The 19,780-nt window shown below is 64.1% G+C and carries 21 protein-coding genes and 1 pseudogene; 11 read left to right on the top strand and 11 right to left on the bottom strand.

Annotation, left to right across the window (positions count from 1 at the left end; all coding sequences use genetic code 11):
* Positions 1 to 115 precede the first annotated feature (115 nt).
* Positions 116 to 2,638 (top strand): GH32 C-terminal domain-containing protein, encoded by a 2,523-nt coding sequence (locus VLA65_RS19210; protein WP_332603419.1) that lies wholly within the window; start codon positions 116 to 118, stop codon positions 2,636 to 2,638.
* A gap of 196 nt (positions 2,639 to 2,834) precedes the next feature.
* On the opposite strand, the gene VLA65_RS19215 is transcribed toward VLA65_RS19210, so the two are convergent.
* Complete coding sequence (locus tag VLA65_RS19215; protein WP_284991718.1) at positions 2,835 to 3,128, bottom strand: putative quinol monooxygenase; 294 nt, start codon at positions 3,126 to 3,128, stop codon at positions 2,835 to 2,837.
* Positions 3,129 to 3,177: 49 nt separating this feature from the next.
* On the bottom strand, positions 3,178 to 4,176 hold the full coding sequence (locus tag VLA65_RS19220) for a LacI family DNA-binding transcriptional regulator (RefSeq protein WP_307053379.1): 999 nt from the start codon (positions 4,174 to 4,176) through the stop codon (positions 3,178 to 3,180).
* Positions 4,177 to 4,342: 166 nt separating this feature from the next.
* Here VLA65_RS19220 and VLA65_RS19225 point away from each other — a divergent pair, with 166 nt between their 5' ends.
* The 4 genes from VLA65_RS19225 to VLA65_RS19240 all read left to right on the top strand — a co-directional run bounded on the left by VLA65_RS19225 (position 4,343) and on the right by VLA65_RS19240 (position 8,477).
* Positions 4,343 to 5,458, top strand: coding sequence for a substrate-binding domain-containing protein (locus tag VLA65_RS19225; protein ID WP_284991720.1), 1,116 nt, complete (start codon positions 4,343 to 4,345; stop codon positions 5,456 to 5,458).
* A gap of 96 nt (positions 5,459 to 5,554) precedes the next feature.
* On the top strand, positions 5,555 to 6,601 hold the full coding sequence (locus VLA65_RS19230) for an ABC transporter permease (protein WP_234750546.1): 1,047 nt from the start codon (positions 5,555 to 5,557) through the stop codon (positions 6,599 to 6,601).
* On the top strand, positions 6,598 to 7,392 hold the full coding sequence (locus tag VLA65_RS19235; RefSeq protein WP_284984946.1) for an ATP-binding cassette domain-containing protein: 795 nt from the start codon (positions 6,598 to 6,600) through the stop codon (positions 7,390 to 7,392). The genes VLA65_RS19230 and VLA65_RS19235 overlap by 4 nt, the downstream gene beginning before the upstream one ends.
* 122 nt (positions 7,393 to 7,514) lie before the next feature.
* Positions 7,515 to 8,477, top strand: a complete 963-nt coding sequence (locus tag VLA65_RS19240) for a carbohydrate kinase family protein (protein WP_059389025.1) — start codon at positions 7,515 to 7,517, stop codon at positions 8,475 to 8,477.
* A gap of 892 nt (positions 8,478 to 9,369) precedes the next feature.
* Here the strand turns inward: VLA65_RS19240 and VLA65_RS19245 are convergent.
* Positions 9,370 to 9,723 carry a TraR/DksA family transcriptional regulator gene (locus VLA65_RS19245; protein WP_059389024.1) on the bottom strand — a complete coding sequence of 118 codons (354 nt, stop codon included), beginning with the start codon at positions 9,721 to 9,723 and terminating at the stop codon, positions 9,370 to 9,372.
* A gap of 145 nt (positions 9,724 to 9,868) precedes the next feature.
* Positions 9,869 to 10,201 (bottom strand): annotated as a pseudogene (locus VLA65_RS19250) (LLM class flavin-dependent oxidoreductase); the annotation flags it as partial.
* On the opposite strand from VLA65_RS19250, the gene VLA65_RS19255 reads away from it, so the two are divergent.
* Entirely contained in the window at positions 10,174 to 10,446 is a 273-nt protein-coding gene (locus tag VLA65_RS19255) for a hypothetical protein (RefSeq protein ID WP_332603420.1), read from the top strand. The pseudogene VLA65_RS19250 and the gene VLA65_RS19255 sit on opposite strands and share 28 nt — an antisense overlap.
* A 170-nt stretch (positions 10,447 to 10,616) precedes the next feature.
* On the opposite strand, the gene VLA65_RS19260 is transcribed toward VLA65_RS19255, so the two are convergent.
* The 4 genes from VLA65_RS19260 to VLA65_RS19275 all read right to left on the bottom strand — a co-directional run bounded on the left by VLA65_RS19260 (position 10,617) and on the right by VLA65_RS19275 (position 12,432).
* On the bottom strand, positions 10,617 to 10,904 hold the full coding sequence (locus VLA65_RS19260; protein ID WP_332603421.1) for a hypothetical protein: 288 nt from the start codon (positions 10,902 to 10,904) through the stop codon (positions 10,617 to 10,619).
* 17 nt (positions 10,905 to 10,921) lie between these two features.
* Positions 10,922 to 11,296: a hypothetical protein gene (locus tag VLA65_RS19265; RefSeq protein WP_332603422.1), complete on the bottom strand. Its 375-nt coding sequence runs from the start codon at positions 11,294 to 11,296 to the stop codon at positions 10,922 to 10,924.
* Between the two features lie 34 nt (positions 11,297 to 11,330).
* Positions 11,331 to 11,792 carry a J domain-containing protein gene (locus VLA65_RS19270; RefSeq protein WP_332603423.1) on the bottom strand — a complete coding sequence of 154 codons (462 nt, stop codon included), beginning with the start codon at positions 11,790 to 11,792 and terminating at the stop codon, positions 11,331 to 11,333.
* 214 nt (positions 11,793 to 12,006) lie between these two features.
* Complete coding sequence (locus tag VLA65_RS19275; protein ID WP_306972485.1) at positions 12,007 to 12,432, bottom strand: Hsp20/alpha crystallin family protein; 426 nt, start codon at positions 12,430 to 12,432, stop codon at positions 12,007 to 12,009.
* A gap of 134 nt (positions 12,433 to 12,566) precedes the next feature.
* On the opposite strand from VLA65_RS19275, the gene VLA65_RS19280 reads away from it, so the two are divergent.
* Positions 12,567 to 12,884 carry a MerR family transcriptional regulator gene (locus VLA65_RS19280; protein ID WP_332603424.1) on the top strand — a complete coding sequence of 106 codons (318 nt, stop codon included), beginning with the start codon at positions 12,567 to 12,569 and terminating at the stop codon, positions 12,882 to 12,884.
* 101 nt (positions 12,885 to 12,985) lie between these two features.
* On the opposite strand, the gene VLA65_RS19285 is transcribed toward VLA65_RS19280, so the two are convergent.
* Entirely contained in the window at positions 12,986 to 13,660 is a 675-nt protein-coding gene (locus VLA65_RS19285; protein WP_059389019.1) for a TetR/AcrR family transcriptional regulator, read from the bottom strand.
* A gap of 52 nt (positions 13,661 to 13,712) precedes the next feature.
* Here VLA65_RS19285 and VLA65_RS19290 point away from each other — a divergent pair, with 52 nt between their 5' ends.
* The gene (locus tag VLA65_RS19290; protein ID WP_332603425.1) at positions 13,713 to 14,201 is read left to right on the top strand and encodes a hypothetical protein; all 489 of its coding nucleotides are present in this window, start codon (positions 13,713 to 13,715) and stop codon (positions 14,199 to 14,201) included.
* Positions 14,202 to 14,279: 78 nt separating this feature from the next.
* A complete protein-coding gene (locus VLA65_RS19295; protein WP_332603426.1) occupies positions 14,280 to 15,197 on the top strand; it encodes a CPBP family intramembrane glutamic endopeptidase in 918 nt (305 codons plus the stop codon).
* Positions 15,198 to 15,427: 230 nt separating this feature from the next.
* On the opposite strand, the gene VLA65_RS19300 is transcribed toward VLA65_RS19295, so the two are convergent.
* Positions 15,428 to 16,363: a LysR family transcriptional regulator gene (locus VLA65_RS19300; RefSeq protein WP_307053383.1), complete on the bottom strand. Its 936-nt coding sequence runs from the start codon at positions 16,361 to 16,363 to the stop codon at positions 15,428 to 15,430.
* A gap of 128 nt (positions 16,364 to 16,491) precedes the next feature.
* On the opposite strand from VLA65_RS19300, the gene VLA65_RS19305 reads away from it, so the two are divergent.
* Together VLA65_RS19305 and dctA are read left to right on the top strand one after the other, a co-directional pair.
* Positions 16,492 to 17,631 carry a PrpF domain-containing protein gene (locus tag VLA65_RS19305; RefSeq protein WP_306960195.1) on the top strand — a complete coding sequence of 380 codons (1,140 nt, stop codon included), beginning with the start codon at positions 16,492 to 16,494 and terminating at the stop codon, positions 17,629 to 17,631.
* A gap of 57 nt (positions 17,632 to 17,688) precedes the next feature.
* Positions 17,689 to 18,999 (top strand): C4-dicarboxylate transporter DctA, encoded by a 1,311-nt coding sequence (gene dctA, locus VLA65_RS19310; RefSeq protein WP_306960193.1) that lies wholly within the window; start codon positions 17,689 to 17,691, stop codon positions 18,997 to 18,999.
* Between the two features lie 478 nt (positions 19,000 to 19,477).
* Here dctA and VLA65_RS19315 read toward each other — a convergent pair.
* A partial coding sequence (locus tag VLA65_RS19315; RefSeq protein WP_332603427.1) for a hypothetical protein occupies positions 19,478 to 19,780 on the bottom strand: 303 nt, incomplete at its 5' end.

A 19,780-nucleotide genomic window follows, 5' to 3' on the forward strand; every position in this document is an offset into this window, starting at 1 on the left:
GCCTGTCACTGTCGACACGAAAGGTGAATACGTGCGCCGCACACATTCCGGTCCCGGTCTGACACCCGGACCAAAATCAAAAAAACGCCTCAACGCCCTGATCCTCGCCGCCGCTATGACCGCTGGCAGCGCCCTTCCGCTGTCCGCCCCGGCCCTGGCCGCGGACACCTCCGGGGCGGCCGCTACGGCTTCCGGCGCGGTCGGAACTTCCGCGCCCTACTCCGAGACATACCGACCCCAGTTCCACTTCAGCCCGGCGACGAACTGGATGAACGACCCGAACGGCCTGGTCTACTACCAAGGCGAATACCACATGTTCTTCCAGTACAACCCCTCGGGGGACACCTGGGGCAACATGTCCTGGGGCCACGCCGTCAGCACGGACCTGGTGCACTGGACGCAGCTCCCGCTCGCCATTCCGCAGGACGACAAAAACATGATCTTCTCGGGCAGTGCTGTCATCGATAAAGACAACACGACGGGCTTTGGCCAGCCGGGCAACCCCGCCATGGTGGCAATCTATACTGCCGCCGACAAGGCTACCGGGAGGCAGTCCCAAGCACTCGCCTACAGCACGGACAAAGGCCGGACGTTCACCAAATACAATTCCGGGAACCCGGTGCTGGACATCGGGTCAAACAATTTCAGGGACCCGAAAGTTTTCTGGTACGAGGCCGGACACGAGTGGCTAATGTCAGCCGTGTTGTCCGACCAGCACAAGGTGACTTTTTACAGTTCTCCAGACCTGAAAACCTGGAAGCATCTGAGCGATTTCGGGCCTGCAGGCGCCACAGGCGGCGCCTGGGAATGTCCTGACCTGTTCCCCCTGCCGGATCCCGCCAACCCCGGCAAACAGAAGTGGGTACTGACGGTCAACCTCAACCCGGGAGGGATCGCAGGAGGTTCGGGCGTCCAATATTTCACGGGAAGTTTCGACGGCACCAAGTTCACCTCGGATGACAAACCCTATGTCCCCCCGGCCGGGACATCTTTGGGAAACTTCGATAACGGTACTTACGATGGCTGGCAAACCACCGGGACAGCCTTCGGCACTGTCCCGGCCACAGGAAGCCTGCCGGGCCAGTCCAGCGTTACAGGCTTTGAAGGAACCGGCTTCGTCAACAGCTTCAACGGCGGTGACGGCCTCACCGGAACACTCAGTTCCCAGACCTTCACCGTCAACAAATCCCACCTGAACTTCCTCGTCGGCGGCGGCAACCACCCTTACGCCGCCGACACCGTCCCGTTCGGCACCCTGCCGGCCGGGACCGTGTTCAACGACTTCTCCGGGGCCACCTACGGGGCCGGCTGGACCGCCACCGGTTCCTTCGCCAGCTCCGGGCCCTCGACCGAGAGCCTGCCCAACCAGCTCGGCCCGAAGGTGCTGGACACCTACGCGCCCCAAGGCGAGATCGGCACGGGCACCATCACCTCCCCGACGTTCACGGTCAACAGCCCGTATATCGACCTGCAGGTCGCTGGCGGCAACCACCCCTGGGGCCAGTCGAACCCGACCGCGGTCAACCTGATCGTCGGCGGCAAGGTCGTCGCAACCACCACGGGCCCCAACAGCGCTGACCTGACGTGGACGAACTGGGACATGAGCAAGTACCAGGGCCAGCAGGCCCAGATCCAGGTCGTGGACCAGAACGACGGATCCACCGGCTGGGGCCATCTCATGGTGGGCGACATAGTCTTCGCCAACGCCCCGGCCAAGCCCTGGGACACGCAGACCTCCGTCAATCTCGTCGTCGACGGCAAGGTGGTGCGCTCCGCCACGGGCGCAAACAGCGAGAACCTGGACTGGACGTCGTGGGGCCTGAGCGACCTGATGGGCAAGCAGGCGCAGATCCAGGTCGTCGACCACAACACCGGCGGCTGGGGACACATCCTGGCCGACGACTTCACCCTCTCAGACACGGCGGCACAATCCGCAGTCCAACGCGCTCACTGGGTCGACTACGGCAGGGACAACTACGCCGGTGTCACCTTCAATGACGCCCCTGGCGGCAAGCGGATCATGATCGGCTGGATGAACAACTGGGACTATGGAGGATCCATTCCCACCTCACCGTGGCGCAGCGCCATGACCGTCCCGCGGGAGCTGTCCCTCCAAACCGTCGACGGCGCACCCCGCCTGGTGCAGACACCGGTCAACCAACTCAACCAGCTCACTACGGGGCCGTCAGTCCACAAGGAGAACATGTCCGTCCCTGCCGGAAGCACCGTCCTGCCGGCCACAGGGAAGGCGCTCGACATCTCGGCGTCCTTCACTGCCGGTACTGCAAGCTCCTATGGACTGAAAGTCCGCACCGGGTCCGGCCAGGAAACACTCATCGGCTATGACAACAAGTCCGGACAGGCCTACATTGACCGGACCAAGTCCGGCGCCGTGGGATTCAACCCCAGCTTCCCCGGAGTCCAGACCGCGCCGCTGACGACAAGCGGAGGAACGGTCAATCTCCGGATCCTGGTTGACTGGTCCTCGGTCGAAGTCTTCGCGGACGACGGGAAAATCGTCCTGACAGACCAGATCTTCCCGGACCCGTCCAGCCAAGGCATCGAAGCTTTCGCCAACGGAGGAAATGCTGTTCTCACTTCTCTGGACGTCAAGCAGATGAAGTCGGCCTGGCAATAACCGGACGCCCCATCGCATTGATCAGACCGCGGCGCCCGCAACTTCACCGTTGTGGGCGCCGTAGCTGTCCGACCCTGAATCATGCACGTACCGGGGCAATTATGCCGGGCCAGGAGAGCAGCCAGCTGACCGTCATCCTGAGGAGCCAGGCTCTGTTCGTTCCTGCCTCTGCGCGCTTTTCGGCCTTGGCCAGGCCCTAAACCATTGGATGAAGCCAGGTCAGGACGGAGCCGTCTTCTTCGATGTGCTCGGCGAGTTCGGCGTTGAATTTCCGGCCGTATTCCGCTCTGATGTGTTCCTCGAAGGCTGCCTGGTCACGGTAGACCTCGAACACGAAGTATTCCCGCGGGTTGGTTTCGCGGGTGTAGGGCAGGAACATGACGTTCCCGGGCTCCCGGCGGACGTGGACGGTGAGCTCGGCCATCATTTCGGCCACCCTGGCTTCGCTGCCTGGCCTGACGGTGAATTCCGCATACAGTGTTTTGGTCATGTCGGGTCCTTTGCTTGGTTGGTGTCGGGTTGTTCCGAAGTCTTGGCTGCTAGGTCAGCGGCAGGATCTCGCCGGATCCCCTGGGGATCAGTTCCGACGGGACGATGTAGGTTTTCGGGGCGCCGTCGTCACCATCGATTCTGGCAAGGATCCGCTCCGCGGCGGTCTTGCCGATGCGCTCAGGGTGCTGGGCAATGACGGTGATCCCGGGTTCCATCATGTCGGCCAGGGTGAAGTCGTCAAATCCGATCAGGGCAACGCTGTGGTGCAACCCGAGGGACTTCAGCGCGCGCATGGCACCGAAGGTGACCAGGTTCTGGCTCGAGAAGATCGCCGTGGGAGGGTTCTCCGAGGTGAGCAGCTCGAGCGCTGCCCGGAGGGCGGTCTCCTCGTCGTGAAGTCCGTTGCGCACCGGGATGGTCGAGGTTGCAATGCCGGCCCTGCCGATTTCCTCCAGGAACCCCGTGCGGCGTTTCGTTGCGGTCTGGATGTCGGTGCGGTCTCCGAGGTAGGCCAGTCTGGTGTGGCCGTGGCGGATGAGGTGTGCGGCCGCCTTCGCGGCGCCCACCTCGTTGTCCGTGACGACCGCGTCAGCTTCTATGCCTACCGGCTCGCGGTCGATGAACACCATGGGCAGGTTCCGTGAGTGTTCCGGGATGACGTAGGCCTGGCTTCTGGCGATCGGGGTCAGCACTAGTCCGTCCACCCGACGGCCCAGGAAAGCGGAAATCAGCTTTTTCTCCCGGTCGGGATCGTCGTCCAGGCTTGAGGCGAAAACGGCGATTCCCCGTTCAGCCAGTGCGTCTTCCAGTGCCCTGTGGATCTCCCCGCTGAAGGGGTTGGACACACTGGGAAGCAACAACCCGATGGACTGCGTTTTGCGTCCGGACCGTTTCAGGCTGCCCGCGGTGATATCCAGGTGATACTGCAGCTGTTCAGAAGCCCTGAGCACCCGCTGGCGTGTTTCCTCCGAAACCCCGGGTTCGTTGTTCACGACTCTCGAGACCGTCTTGATGCCAACTCCAGCGAGATCCGCGACGTTTTTCATCGTCGGAGGCCTTCGCCCGGAATCGGATTGGTAACGATTAGACACCGTTGTCAACGAACTGCTCCTCATCATCGATTAACACTTGACTCCACAGTGTGAGCTTGGTTACATGATACATGACATCGTTGTCTAGCGCCGGAAGGGCGCCACAAACACAGGAGTTTCAATGTTGAGTTCCAAAGCCCCGAGGTCGGCCGCGACCCGCCTTCTTGCCGCCGGCGCAGTCCTGACCCTCGGCGCACTTAGCTTGACCGCCTGCGGAGGCAGTTCCTCCAGCTCGTCGTCCAGCGGAGGCGCCGCAGGAAAGATCGGCGTCTCGCTGATCGTGAAGACCACCTCCAACCCGTACTTCGTCGCCATGGAAGACGGTGCGAAGAAGGCAGCAGAGGGCGGAAACATCGACCTGAAGCTTGCCGCGGGCAAGTCCGACGGCGACGAGGACACCCAGATCCAGGCCATCGAAAACGCCATCTCCAAGGGCGACAAGGGCATCCTGATCACCCCGAACGGTCCCGCCGTCGTCGATGCGATCAAGAAGGCCCGTGACGCGGGGTTGTATGTGATCGCCCTGGACACCCCGCCGGACCCGGCGAGTGCCGTGGACATCACCTTCGCGACGGACAACTTCGCCGCGGGCAAGCAGATCGGTCAGTGGACTGCAGCGCAGCTCGACGGCAAGAAGGCCACCATCGCCTTGGTTGACTTGTTCAGCGACAAGGTCGTCTCCGTTGACTACAACCGCGACCAGGGGTTCCTGACCGGCCTGGGTATCGACACCGCCGACAAGACCAAGAACGGCGATGAGGCAAAGACTGGCAAGTACACCGGCGGTAAGGGCGGAGACTACGAGATCGTAGGCAACCAGGCATCCCAGGGCGCCGAGGACGGCGGCCGGACCGCGATGGAAACCCTGCTGTCGAAGAACCCGAACGTCAACGTCGTCTACACGATCAATGAGCCGGCCGCGGCAGGCGCCTACGAGGCGTTGAAGGCCGCGGGCAAGGAAAAGGGCGTGCTGGTCGTCTCCATCGACGGCGGATGCACCGGCGTGAACAACGTCAAGGCCGGCATCATCGGCGCCACCGCGCAGCAGTACCCGGTGAAGATGGCCCAGCTCGGTGTCCAGGCGATTCAGGACCTGGCCACCTCAGGCAAGAAGCCCACGGTCTCCGCGGGCCTGGACTTCTTCAACACCGGCTCCGCACTCGTCACGGACAAGGCAGTTTCGGGACTGCAGAGCATCGACACCACGGCTGCTTCCCAGATCTGCTGGGGCAAGTAAAGCCTCCCCTCTGCGGGGAGCCGTGCCAAGGCGTCTCCCCGCAGCACACCCAGCACGACAACAGTCATAGAACATTGAAGTTCAGGAGCTATTCAAGTGACCCAGCAACAGACCGCCGGCCCGCCGAGCGCCGGGCATGCTGACCTGGCCGAGGAATTCCTCGACCGCCAGACCCCTCTCAGCAGAATCCGCAACATTCTCCACCGCTACCCGGCCCTCAGCCCCGCCATTGTCCTGCTGATCGCGGTGGTAGTCTTCGGGATCCTCAATGAGCGCTTCCTGCGGGTGGAGAACCTGTCGCTCATCACGCAGCAGGTCGCGGTGGTGGGCACCCTCGCGATCGCCCAGACCCTGATCATCCTGACAGCCGGCATTGACCTCTCGGTCGGGGCGGTCATGATCCTGTCCTCGATGGTGATCGCCCAGCTTGCAGTCAGCAACGGCATCCCCGGGCCGCTCGCCCTCATTGCAGGTCTCGCCGTCGGTCTGGCTGCCGGGGCTCTCAACGGCTTCCTGGTGACCAGATTCCGGCTCCCGCCGTTCATCGTCACCCTCGGAACGCTGAACATTTTCGTCGCCCTGACGCTCCTTTACTCCGGCGGCAGCACCGTGCGCGGATCCGCGATGCCGCCGGTGCTCACCTGGCTGGGAAGCACGTTCCCGATCGGACCCGTCCGCATCTCCACCGGAGTCGTGATGATGATCCTGCTCTACGTCGTCGTCGCCTTCATTCTGGGCAAGACCGCCTGGGGACGGCACGTCTACGCGGTCGGCGATGACAAGGAAGCGGCCCGTCTTGCCGGTATTCCCGTCAGCCGGGTCCTCATGAGCGTCTACCTTGCCGCGGGCGCAGTTCTTGCCGTAGGCGCCTGGATCCAGATCGGCCGCACCAATGCCGCCAGCCCGAACGCCGGGGTCGATCTGAACCTGGACTCCATCACCGCCGTCGTGATCGGTGGAACCAGCCTCTTCGGCGGACGTGGCTCCATCTGGGGTTCACTGCTTGGCGCATTGATCGTCGGCATCTTCCGCAACGGCCTCTCACTCGCAGGCCTGGACGTCCTCTACCAGACTCTCGCCGTCGGCATCCTGATCATCGTTGCCGTGTCTATCGACCAGTGGATCCGAAAGGTCAAGTCATGACCATGACAGAATTTTCAGCCTCCCACACCGCCACCCGCGAACCCATCCTCAAAGCCAGGAACCTCGTCAAGACCTTCGGCCGCGTCGTTGGACTCGACGGTGTCAGCCTGGACCTGTACCCGGGCGAAGTCCTGGCCGTCATCGGCGACAACGGCGCCGGCAAGTCCACGCTCATCAAATGCCTGACTGGCGCCGAAATCCCCGACACCGGGGAACTCTATGTCTCCGGACAGCAGGTGCACTTCAAACGCCCGCAGGACGCCCGGGTCCACGGCATCGAAACCGTCTACCAGAACCTGGCTGTCTCCCCGGCACTTGATGTCGCCTCGAACCTGTTCCTCGGCCGTGAAGAGCGCCTCCCCGGCCTACTGGGAAGCGTGTTCCGGATGCTCGATACCAAAGGCATGCGCAGGAAAGCCAAGGAAGAACTGACACGCCTGGGCATCTCCACCCTGCAAGACGTCACAGTGCCGGTCGAGAACCTCTCCGGCGGCCAGCGCCAGGCCGTCGCCGTTGCCCGCGCGGCTGCCTTCGGCTCCAAGGTCGTCGTCCTTGACGAACCGACCGCCGCCCTGGGCGTCCGCGAATCAAACCAGGTCCTCCAGCTCGTCCGCGACCTGCGCGACCGCGGCCTTCCGGTCATCCTGATCAGCCACAACATGCCACACGTGTTCGATGTGGCAGACCGGATCCACATCCAGCGCCTGGGCAAGTGCGCGGCCACCATCACCCCGCAGTCCCACAGCATGACCGACGCCGTCGCGATCATGACCGGCGCAGCCAAGGCCTGACAGGGCCGATCGGCGCTTCCCGCTCCCTCGGGGCCCCTTCTCCGTCCGCGGACCTGCCAACAGGTCCGTGGACGGATCCATCCCGGGGCTCCCACCAACGGCAATCCGAAGAAAGAACCACGATGCACAAGCTCCAACCGGCCGCCCCCGCCCACGACCAGATGGACGTCATCGTTATCGGCGAAGCCCTGATCGACGTCGTCAACGGCCCCGAAGGATCCATCAGCTATCCAGGGGGGTCCCCGGCAAATGTCGCCTACGGCCTTGGCCGGCTCGGCATCCCGACCGGGCTGCTCACAGCGATCGGCGACGACGAACACGGCACCGCCATCACCAACCACCTCCACAGCGCAGGCGTCCGGCTTCTTCCCGGATCCATTTCCCTTGAACGGACAGCAACCGCCACCGCCACCTTGGCGGCCGATGGCTCCGCCAGCTACGAGTTCGACATCGCCTGGCAGCTGGCACCTGTGGCGCCGGCCATGATCCCGAAAGTTCTCCACACGGGCTCGATCGCCACGTTTCTCGCGCCAGGAGCCGCCACAGTCCGCACCCTCCTCGAGCAATGCCACCAATCATGCCTGGTCACCTACGACCCCAACATCCGCCCGGCTCTCCTCGGCAGTCACTCCGAGGCGCAGTCAGTCTTCGAGGACCTGCTCCCGCTCACGGACGTCGTGAAACTCAGCGACGAAGATGCACACTGGCTGTACCCCGCATTCTCCCCGGACGAGGTCCTCTCCCATTTACTGGAACAGGGCGCGCGCCTGGCCGTCATCACCAAGGGCGCAGAGGGTGCCCTGCTGGCCACACCCGATGCCCGGTTCAGCATCCCATCCGTGAAGACCAAGGTTGCCGACACCATCGGGGCAGGCGACGCCTACATGGCCGCACTCATCTTTGAACTGCTGACCCGGGGCGACGAGGCGTTTACGCCGCCCGGGCTCGAAGCCATTGGGCAGACCGCGTCGATGGCCGCCGCAATCACAGTGAGCCGTCCAGGCGCCAACCCGCCTACCGCTGAAGAGTTGCAGACGCGTCTGGCAGGCCCTCGGCGACGTCGGCACACCGTCGCCTATTCCTGAGCGGCCATCGCCCGATCTCGGGCTGTCAGTTCCACGCACCGCCGTCCATTTGTGTGCGCTCATTCAGGCCAAGAATCGAGACCTTCAACGACGCTAATGCTCTTCATGTTCCTGCACTGCGACGGAAGCCACAGCTGAGAGTCCGGGGCATTGGCCACGATTGGTCACGCTCTCAAAGTCGGCGCTCCAGGAGCGCGCCGCCAGATCCTTTTGCGGTAATCCCAGCGAGAGCTCCAGTGAAACGCAAGAGCCCGGCATGGGTCGTCGCTGATGAAGCTGATATCCAGTAGGCACCGAGCCGGGTCCATCTTTCCCGTCGAGCGAGGCGGCAGCTCGGAAGGTGGACCCGTCGAATTTCGATTTGGAAGTGCACGGGTCCGTCCTGTCCGGGGTCCAGGATCAGGCCGGACCAATACTCGCCGTGTTTGTCTCGGCTTTCTCATCCCGTCACGCCGATGTGGTTGGTGTCCAGGGTGATGCAGCCACCCCCGGTACCCGTGGCTCGTATCCACGGACCCGCAGCCTCGCTACCTCTCCTTTGAGCCGCGGGGAAATTGGTCCCCGGCTGTGGACAGGGAACAGGCCATCCGAGGAGGCAGAAGCGATAGTCCGCTGGCGGCGCTAGTGCTTCCACAGTCCGTTGCGCACGCGCGCTACCAACAGCGTTGCTCCGGGTGAAATTTCGACGCCGATGACGGGCAACAGCGACAAGGACCCCATATCCATTGAGCGTCCGGGGTGCCGTTGGGTCGGCCGGGGATGCCGGCGAGGTCGCAGCTGTGATTGCCTTCCAGGCTTTACCGGCGTCGTCGACAGCGGGATGCTTCAGCCGGGCCTCACGCCGGGTCGTGCCTCGTTGGCAACGAGTGGCGGGAGGGGTATTCGCCTTGGCTTAGCTTTGACCGGATGCGTGCTCTATGCAATACGGTGTCCAAGGCCTTGCCTCCAGGCGACCCTCCGCGATGGGCTTGCCGCACACGGCGCACAGTCCGTAACTCCCGTTGGCAATCCGCAGCAAAGCGGCCTCGATCTGTTCCAGGCCCACCCGGCTCTGCTCCATGAGTGCGGAAGCCTGGGAAAGTTCGAAAGCGATCGTGCTCCCTTCCGGATCGTGTTCGTCGTCGACGTTCGCGTCCTGCCTGGCGACGTTTACCGAAGTGATGTCCCCAAGGAGGGCTTTCAAGAGCGCAACCTTGCGGTCACGTTCCTCCTCAAGGAGTACTCGGAACCGCTTCGCATCGACCATGGGACGAAAGGCTACCGCACAGTTGAGCTTGAGTGGGCCAGTCCGCGAGCTCGTGGGACCGCTCTGACAACTGGGAGCACCGCGACTCGGCAGCGCACAGCCGCCCAGGAATGCCCAACGTGTGCTCGATCGAAGGCCGTGACGCCTACTGCGGGTCGCGCCGGACTTCCGCTAGAGTCCATCCCAGGGCTGGACCGAGTTTGCTGGCGATGTCGGTGAGGATCTGGATGTAATCCTCGTGGTCGAAGCTGAAGGGCAGCGCAAACGCCACCTCGTCGCCTTCCTGGAATCCTGCGTGTGCGTATAGCTGCTCGGCGATCTCGTCGCTGGTACCGATCAGATCCGCGGCGAACAGCATGCCCCTTGCCCCCTGCGGCGCCCGTGTGCGGGGAGTGCGTTCATCAACATACCACTGGTATTTCTCCCGCTGACCCGGCGAAGCCGAATCAGTTGGGATCACCACCAGGACCTGCGACACACCGGGGACACCCGATCGGTGACGCCGGCACGTACCCCGATGGTAGATTTCCCGCCGGCGTCCTGATAACCGCCCCGCCGGGCGAGGTCAAGAGCGCGCTGCCGCTGGAGTCCGAGTTCGGCGTGTTCGAGGCGCCCTTGGAGGATTACGACGTCGTGGAGCTGACCCGCTTCGCCCGGCCCCTGATGCGGGGCCGGGTGGCGTTCGGCGATTGTTTCGCTGCGCCAGTGCCCGGCGCAGGGTGACCAGGCATTGGCGCGTTACCTTGACCCCGGTCCATCATCCGTGGGCCGTTTGCCGGGAAGCAGCAGGGCACAGATCTTTTTGACGACGTGGAGCGGTGTGGGCGCCGGACGCCAGCCGGAAACAGGGCCCGGCCGCGTCATGGCGTCCGGCCGGACGGTGACCGCCCGCTCTACGTTGGGTCCGCCGGGGTTTGGGCGCTGCTGTTGAGGATGTAGTCGGTTGCTGCTGGTCCGGTCATGCGCAGGCTCGGGAACATCCAGCCCTTTCCGGTCTTTTCCGGGCGAATGCCCGCGAGGCGGAGCGCGGTGCGGAAAGCCTGGTCGGGCACGGGGACTCTCCGGTTCAAGGAACACCAGCTGACGTAAAGCCCATAGAACGCGTCGGCGTTGATCCCTGAATCGCTCGCGTCGTTAACAATGCAGTCCCGAAGGAACTGGCTGATCTGTGAAGGGGTCATTCTGTGCTCCTGGGAGTTTAGGGTTGGATTCCGTAGATGAATTCCTTGGCGTGGGCGACGGCTTTTCTGAATGCGTCGTTGCGGAGGGTGACTTGCCCGGGGTTTTTGGGGTCTGTTTCGAGGTAGTTCGTGTAGCCGGGCCGCAGGACCCAGATGTCACCGGACGGGGGAAGGTAGAAGACCCCGAAGGAACGGTGCTGGGGATCCTCGGTCCAGATGGGGACGACCGCGACCGCGGCACCGGTGTCCGGGTTGATCCATTGGGCCCGTGGCGTGGGTTGTTCGTGGGTTTCCGGGTCCAGGAACGGCGCTGTTCCTTTGCCCCACCGCTTTTCGAAGCGTTCGTAGAAGGCGGGCAGCAACTGGTTGTCGTAGGGTCGCCAGGCACTCATGGAAGCTCCTTGGGATTGCGTGGATTTCCGGCTCTCAACGTCGGATCCATCGGATCAGCGTGTAGCCGGTTGGCGGATATGACGGTTCCCGGGCCGGCATTCCCGGGTACCGTCCGGAGGGCGGCTCCCAGATGACCGGTCCGATCAGCAGCGACGCGGCGGGAAGCAACTGCCCTGGGATCCGCACGGAGGCGGCGTCGGGCCGCTGCGGCTTGGCGTTCGCGGCTGGACGCGGGTGCTCCCGGTCATAAGCCGCCCGCTTTTCCCGGTTGCTGAGTATGGCGTAGGCGGCCATGATGTCCCGGAGCTCCTGCAGCTCTTCCTGCGTCTTCGTCTCCGGTTCCGTCGGCCCGGGGCCGGTGGGGTGTTCGCGGGCCGCCCGGGTGTCGGGGTGCAGGCCGCGCATGAGGGTGCGGTAGGAGCGGGTTACCTCGCGGGCCGTGGCGGTGGGGGCGATACGCAGGATGCCATAAAGGTCGGGGCGGTTGTTCCTCATCGTTGGCGTGTTCTGTGTCTTAGATGCGGGGTGTTCTCGTGGGAGGTGGATGGTCCCCGGCCGGTTCGGCCGGGGACCATCGTTGCGGGAGTCATCCCCGGGGCCTCATCCATCCGTGCGCTGCTCGCGCTGTGGCGTGGTCCGTGAACCCGACCGCCCACTTCACATGGTGGGCCGCTGTGATGCTCCCGGTCCGTGAGGCTGCGCCGGGGGTTCAGGCGTTGATCTCCTGGCGCTGTTGTCCGGTGGTTTCGATTTCGATGCGGCGCGGCTTTGCTTTCTCCGCCACCGGAATGCGCAGGGTCAGGACGCCGGCGTCGTAGTTCGCCTTGACACCGTCGGTGTCCAGCGCGTCGCCGAGAATGAGCTGTCGGCTGAAGACGCCGCGGGGGCGTTCGGAGGCAATCAGTTCCGTGTCCTCGCCGACGGGGTCCGGGCGCTCGGCCTTGACTGTCAGGACGTTGCGTTCGACGTCGATGTCCACCGAGTCCACGTTGACTCCGGGCAGATCGAAGGCGACCACGAAGTCCTCGCCTTCCCGCCAGGCGTCCATCGGCATGGCCGCCGGCCGGGTTGTGGTGCCGAGCACCTGTTCGGCGAGCCGGTCGAATTCACGGAAGGGGTCCGTTCGCATCAGCATGGTGTGTCACTCCTTGCAGATCGCAGCTTTTTTGTTGTCAACCCAGCCGATCTATGGTGGCTGGTATATATTTCTTATAGCACTGCGCAGGGGTCGGGGCAAGCCTGATTTTCGACGGATTTTGGAGGTGCCCGATGGGACAGACCGACGATCGGGGGAGGGGCGTGTACGCGATTTCCGTTGCCGCCGAGCTGGTGGGAACGGGGCAACAGAACCTGCGCCTCTATGAACGCAAAGGCTTGTTGGAACCGGGCAGGACCCTGGGCGGGACCCGTCAGTACAGCGAGAACGATCTCGTGACATTGCGGCGGATTGGTGAGCTGCTGGAGCTGGGGCTGAACCTGGCCGGCGTCCGGATGGTCCTGGTCCTCGAAGCCGACAACCGGCGCCTCGAGGCGGAACTCAGGGCGGCGAACGCTACCCGGGACGCCGCCCGGCCCCGGTCTGGGTGAAGACGAGTGCGAAAGAGCCCCCATGATCGAGGGAATTCGATGAAATGGCCTGAGCCGCCGCGACCGGCCCGAGGCAAAGATGGCGGGTGGCGCGGCCGGGGTCACTTGCCGGGGGTGATTGCAAGGCCGGCGGTCAGGGCGGCCAGCCCGAGCTCGAACTGCTTCTTGCCGGCGACCTCTGGGAGCTCATCGAGGATGCCGGCGAGAAATGGAACCTCGGCTGGAGGCAGTTTGGCAACTTCCCGCCGCCAACTCGCCGCGTACGTCGCTTGTTGCTGCCGGTGTGTGCGCGGTATTTCCCAGGCCACAAAACCTGTGGCATAGGTGAGGACGGCGTAAACCGCGTGGACGCCTTGCGCCGGGGGCATCCCGGCCCTGGCCAGCGGTCCGAGGAGGGCCTCGAGCCCGTGGAGGAAGCCGGGCCCGATCACCGCCCGGGAGAGGAAGATCATCGGTAGGCTCGGGTGCTCGATCAGGTTCAGGCGTAGTGCCCGTCCCCAGGCATGCAGGATCGCCCCGACGTCATCGGGGAGCGGGTGGGGGAGGTGGAGGTCTCGCAGACCCCGTTGGGCGATGGCATCGAGCAGATCTTCCTTGCCGTTCACATAGCCGTAGGTGGTCATCACTCCGCAGTTGAGGCGGCGGGCCAGCATCGGCATGGTGAGCGCCTCGAGACCTTCCTCGTCGGCCAGTGTCAGCGCGGCTTCGACCACTTGCTCCCGGGTCAGGGAGCCGCGCGGTCGCCGTTTTCGCGGGGTCTTGACAGGGTCCTGCATGGAGGTATCGTACTACTTACGGTAAGTAATACGCTCCTGGAGGTGAGAGCGGATGCCCCCGGACCAGTTTGTCGGCCTCGCGGTGAATGTCGTGGTTTACCTGGCTCTCATCGCTTTTGTCCTCTATCGGCAGATGATGGCGCAACCGCTCAGGGTTCGCCCGCTCGTGCTGCTGCCGGCGGTCCTTGGCCTCTTCGGACTCCAACAGCTGGCCCGCCAGTCGCTCGCTGCAGACCGGGGCCGGGTAGTCCTCCTTGTTGTCGGCCTCGTCATTGGATTGGGCGCCGGTCTGTGGCGGGGGACGACGTTCCGGGGTTGGCCCGATGCCGGCCGGGTGATGGTCAAGGGCACGGCAATGACCCTGGTGACCTGGGCGGTACTCATTGTGATCCGGTTGCCATTCGCGTTCCTCGGTTACGCGGCCAACCACTCTCAGGGTTTCGTGGTGGGCGAACTGCTCCTGGCCCTGGCAGTGACGTTCGCCGCCCAGAACGCGGTGATCTGGGCCCGGGCAAAGGGCTCAATGTTGACGAAACCATAGTCCGCCCTTCCAACCGGAAGTGGTAGGCCATGACCGTCGCAGCCCGGTGGCCGGAAATGGAAGAGGCAAGGAGGGGACATGGAGTCATCGCCCTCAGCGGCACGCGCGCTTGACTCGACGGGTGGGCCGCTGATGCCGGGCCAGAAGGCGATCTTCGCAGTCGCGTGCGTCGTGGCCGGTTTCCTGCCGGTCTCGGTCGGATACGTCCCGGATGAGGCCACCCGGCTCGTCTGCGGTCTGGCCGTCACCGGCGCTTTGCTGGCCATCGCCCTGCTGGCGAGGCGAAATGCCGCTGTGCACAGGTACTGGGAGATACCCCTGGCATTCTTCGGCATGTCCCTGTTCATCCTGGCTGACCGCTACGTTCCGGGCTTCCTTGCAAGCCAGGTTCTCCACAGCCCCCCGGTCGCCGGGAACCCGCTGGCATCGACGGTTCCCGCTACGGTGATCATCGAGCTCGACGAACTGATGCTCACCGTCGTCGCTGTCCTACTTGTGGTCTGGATCTCAAGGAGCTCGCTGGCCTCGGTCTACGTCCGCTGGGGGCGGTTCGGAAGGGCTTACGTGATCGGAATGGCCGCTCTCATCGTCTTCTACGTACTCACGTTCGGAGTGCTGTCGCACTCGCGTTTCATGCCTGTGCACGGCGCCGTCGATTTTGGCCGTTACCTCAGCCTGACGCCTGCACTCTTTGTCGCGGCGGCCGCCAACGGGTTCCTGGAAGAGCTGACGTTCCGCGGACTACTGATGTCCAGGCTGAACATCGCCTTCGGTCCCTACCTGGCGACGACTATCCAGGCGGCAGTCTTCGCGTCCTGGCACGTAGGCGTCACCTACACGGCCTCCGGCCTCGTCTTCATCGTGTTGTTCGCCTTCCCACTCGGCCTGATCGGCGGCTATCTCACCCGCAGCTCGGGCAGCATCATTCCCTCTACCCTTTTCCACGCGGGCGCGGACATACCGATCTACCTCGGTTTCCTCTCCTACGTCCCATAGCGCTCCCCGCAGGTCTCCGCTGATCCGGATCGATTCCCTGGCGTCCCATTGCGGTCCTTGGCCGCTATACCAGGGCGGCACCGGTGTCTATTGATCGAACCGGGGGTGAAGCCGGCTTCCAACGGCGCCAGGCGGCGGTCATCTCGGCTTAGCCCGGCCAACTGCCAGATGCACGCTTTCAGTTTGGTGGCTCAGGGAGCGAGAACCTGCGCGTTATGGATGCACGGGACTCACGAACTAGGGTTGCCCGCTGCGAGTGCGGGGGCTTGCAAACGTTTCGCCGTTGACAGGAACACCGACGCGGCCTGATGTCCGGCCGGGCTGAGCCTGCGGTTCGCGAGGTGGGCGAGGAGGATCCGCCGGGTCGGGGAACCGTTGAGCGGAACGGCGATGATGTCGGGGCGGAGTGCACTCAGGGCGAGCCGCGGGGCCAGGGCGATGCCGATACCGGCGGCGACCATGCCTTGGGTTTCCTGGTAGTCGTTGGCTGCGAAGGCGATGGCCGGTTCGAAGCCGGCGTCGCGGCAGACCCGCCGGAGGACGTCGGCCACGGGGTGTTCGTCGCGGACGATCCATTGCTGGTCGCTGAGCGCGTCGATCCGAACCGAGCGGAGTGCGGCGACGGGGTGGTCCCTTGGAACGAGCAGCATGGTGGGGTCCTTCATGAGCGGGACGAGGTTCAGGTCCTCGTCCTCGATGCGCTCCCACGGGTAGTCCCAGAGCAGCGTTAGTTCGATGTCCCTGCGCCGCAGCCGTTCGAGGAGGCCGTCGCGACGGGCACTAACCACCGTGACCGCAACGTCAGGGTGGCGGGCCCGGAAGGCTAGCACGACGTCGGGCATGAGGGAGGCGCCGACGGTGGGGAACGTCCCCATGTGCAGTTGGCCCCGCCTCAGCCCCGCGAACTCGCCCATCTCGGCCCGGGCGGCTTCGATTGTCCGGTCGATTTCTTCCGCGTAGCGCAGGAGCGCCTGACCGGCATCGGTGAGCACGACGCCCCGTGGATGGCGGTCGATCAGTGCGACGCCCACTTCGTGTTCAAGTTTGGCGATCTGCTGGGAGACGGCTGAGGTCGTGAAGGACAAGGCCGTCGCGGCGGACGTCAGGGAGCCGGAACGGCTCACCTCGCGGAGCAGGTGGAGTCGGTGCAGGTCAAGGTCGGCCATGCATTGAGTTTAGCAAAAGTGAACGGTGGTCGAGAATCCTGTGATTGTGCTCAACTCTCGTGGCGTGGATCGTAGAAGGAGCAGGCGCCGTGAGGTGCAACACGAACGACATGTAAAGGAAGAGGACCATGCAACTCCGCGGTCACTGGTACCGGGGCGGCACGAGCAAGTGCTGGCTTTTCGACGCCGAAGATGTAGCCCTCCACGCCGGGAGCCGCGAACAGATCCGCAGCCTCCTGGCAGATGCTTTCGGTGCAGCGGATCCCCGCCAGCTCGACGGCGTCGGCGGCGGCACCTCGACAACGTCGAAAGCGGCCGTCGTTCGGGCGACTCCCGACGGGCCGGCGGACCTGGACTACCTCTTTGCCCAAGTCGGGATCGGGAACCCGACGGTGGAACTTGGTTCCAATTGCGGCAACTGCGCCACCGCGATCGCTCTGTACGCCGTCCAGTCGGGCATCGTTACTCCCCAGTCGGGATCAACCCGGGTCAGGATGCGCAACCTCAACACCGGAGCCGTGCTGAGCGGCACCGTCGCGACCCCCGGCGGCCGCATCCCGGCGTCGGGCCTGGCCAGTGTTCCTGGCAGCAGGGCACTGGGTGTTCCCGTGAGCCTCTCGTTCCACGCCCCGTGGGGGCGGACCACGGGAGCCGTCCTTCCAACGGGGAGCGCTGCAGACCAGATCGTGGCCGCTGGGTCCACTCTTACGGCGACTCTCATTGACGCCGGGGCACCTGCGGTGCTGATTCCGGCGGACGAGGCAGGCATCGATCTGTCCGTGATGACCGGCAACCTGTCCGAGCACCTGCCCAGGCTTGTGGCAGCCCGGGCGTCGGCAGGCCTGATGATGGGGTTGAGGAAGCCTGAAGATCCTCCGCAGAATGCCGTGCCGAAAGTCGGTGTCGTCGCAGCGCCCGGTGACTACATTGCGGCCGACGGAACGAGGATCGCGGCCGATACCCATGATCTGCGGGTGCGCATGCTCTCGATGCTCGCACCCCACCCCGCCATCGGCCTGACATCCGCCGTTGCAGTCTCCCTCGCAGCCGCCCTGCCGGGATCGGTGGTGGCGAAGGTGCTGCCCCCGGCGTTCGAAACTCACCAAGGGCGCAGGCTTCTGCGCCTCGGAACACCTGCCGGTGTCATCACCACCGAGGTTGTCACGGACGACGACGGGGACGTCAGCGAAGTAGCCCTCCACAGGGCGGCCCGCCATCTCGCCGTCGCCGATATCGACGTCGCGCAGCCTGTGGCCCTGACGGCCTAGCCCCTTTATTCCGCCCCTGCCATCATTAGGTGGGGCACTCACCCAGGAAGTTGTTCAATGAAGATCAAATCCATCCTCGGACATTTGTATGTCCAGGTACTCATCGGCGTCGGGCTCGGCATCCTCGTGGGCGCGCTGTGGCCGGACCTCGGGTCCTCCCTCAAGCCGCTCGGCGACGGCTTCGTGAAGCTCGTGAAGTTCATGATCGCGCCGATCGTGTTCTGCACCATCGTCAGCGGCATCACCTCGCTGACGGACACCAAGAAGGTCGGCCCAACCCTGCTGCGGTCGCTGGGCTTGTTCTACGCGCTCACGGCGGTGGCCCTGGCCATCGGCCTGGGCGCGGTCATGCTCTTCCAGCCGGGAGCGGGCATGCACATCAACCCAGCCCACCTCGATACCTCTGTTGCCTCGAAGTACACAAGCCAGCTGCCCAGCGGCAACCCCGTGGACTTCGTCATGAGCATCATCCCCAGCAGCTTCGTCGGGGCCTTCGCCGACGGTGAGGTCCTGCCCGTGCTCGTGATCGCACTGCTTTGCGGCTTCGCCTTCAGCAGGCTCGGCGCACCCGGCCAGCTGGCCCTCAACGTTGTCAACAGCTTCAACAAGCTGCTGTTCGTCGTGTTCGGCTTCCTCATGAAGGTCGCTCCCATCGGGGCGTTCGGGGCCATGGCGTTCACGGTCGGCAAGTACGGAGCCCATTCGATCGGCAACCTCGGCCTGCTGATCCTCGCCTTCTACGCCGCGTGCATCGTCTTCGTGGTCCTGGTCCTCGGAATCCTGGCGAAGCTCACCGGTTTCAGTCTCTGGCGGATCCTGCGCTACTTCCGTGACGAGTTCCTCATCGTCCTCGCCACGTCCTCCAGCGAACCCGTCCTTCCCCGCCTGCTCTCCAAGCTCGAGCGCCTCGGCTGCGACCGCGGAGTCGTCGGGCTCGTCGTCCCGACAGGCTACTCCTTCAACCTCACCGGCACGGCGGTCTATCTCACGCTCTCCTCGATGTTCATCGCCCAGGCCTGCGACATCCACCTGGGCTGGGACCAGATCCTCCTCATGCTCGGAATGATGCTGCTGACCTCCAAGGGTGCCGCGGGCGTGACAGGCAGCGGCTTCGTCGCCCTCGTCGCCACTCTGACGGTCATGCCCACGCTGCCCGTTGCCGGCGTGGCACTCATCGTCGGCATCGACCGCTTCATGAGCGAAGCCCGCGCCCTCACCAGCACGGTCGCCAACATCGTCTCCTGCGTCGCCATCGCCAAGTGGCAGCACGCACTCGACACCGACAAACTCCGTGCCGAGCTCCAGGCAGGCTTCGTGCAGACCGAGGCGGAAAAGCTCCAGCTCAGCGAACCCGTGCTGGCACACTGAGGGTACGCCCAGCCAGGCGGGATCCAAACCTGATCACACCCGCGAGGCCCACCAGCCTTTAGCTGGCATGGATTCGTCGACGAGCCGCCAATGCTATGCACACATCAAGGACCCGTCGAAGCTCCAAAAACCAAGAATCGCGGGTCCTCCACCAAGCCGCACCGGGCACCGGCCCTGTAATCCATCGCAACAGATAACCCGACAGTCGGGCGCAGGACCGGTTCCGGTGCCAACGTGGCGGGGAGAAGAACCACTGCTCCCCGCCACGTCCCCTCCCGCGACACGACCGGCGTTTCCGCGAGAAGAACAGCAGGGCGGAGAAGGCAATTAGCGGCCGACATGCACCAGGATTGGTCTCGGCGTGGCCGTGCCCAGGCGGGACCAGCTTTCTGAGTAATCGCTTGTGACCTTCCGGAAGCATCGATTTCTCAAGGAAACGGGGGTTCCGCATCCGCTGCTAATCCAGTGGTTTTGAGACCTACAATTTAAGAACCGGCCCCGAAGCAATCATTGAATCCATAGAAACCAAAACGGAAATAATTTGAGTATCTAAACAACAAAGTTTCCGTCGGCGTACAGTTCCGCGGCTTTGACGCGCAAGAGGCGGATCGGAGCTGCGCACGACATTTTGGAAAGACCAGGGTGAGAAGTGAGTGATCGAAGTCGGGCTATCGGGTTCTTGATCCATGACAGCGTGACAATGATCGATGTTGCCGGGCCCGCTGATGTGTTTCATCATGCGAATGCCTTTGGGGCCCATTACGACACTGTCTTGGTTTCC

Source organism: Arthrobacter sp. S2(2024) (genome assembly GCF_036662515.1).
GTDB lineage: Bacteria > Actinomycetota > Actinomycetes > Actinomycetales > Micrococcaceae > Arthrobacter.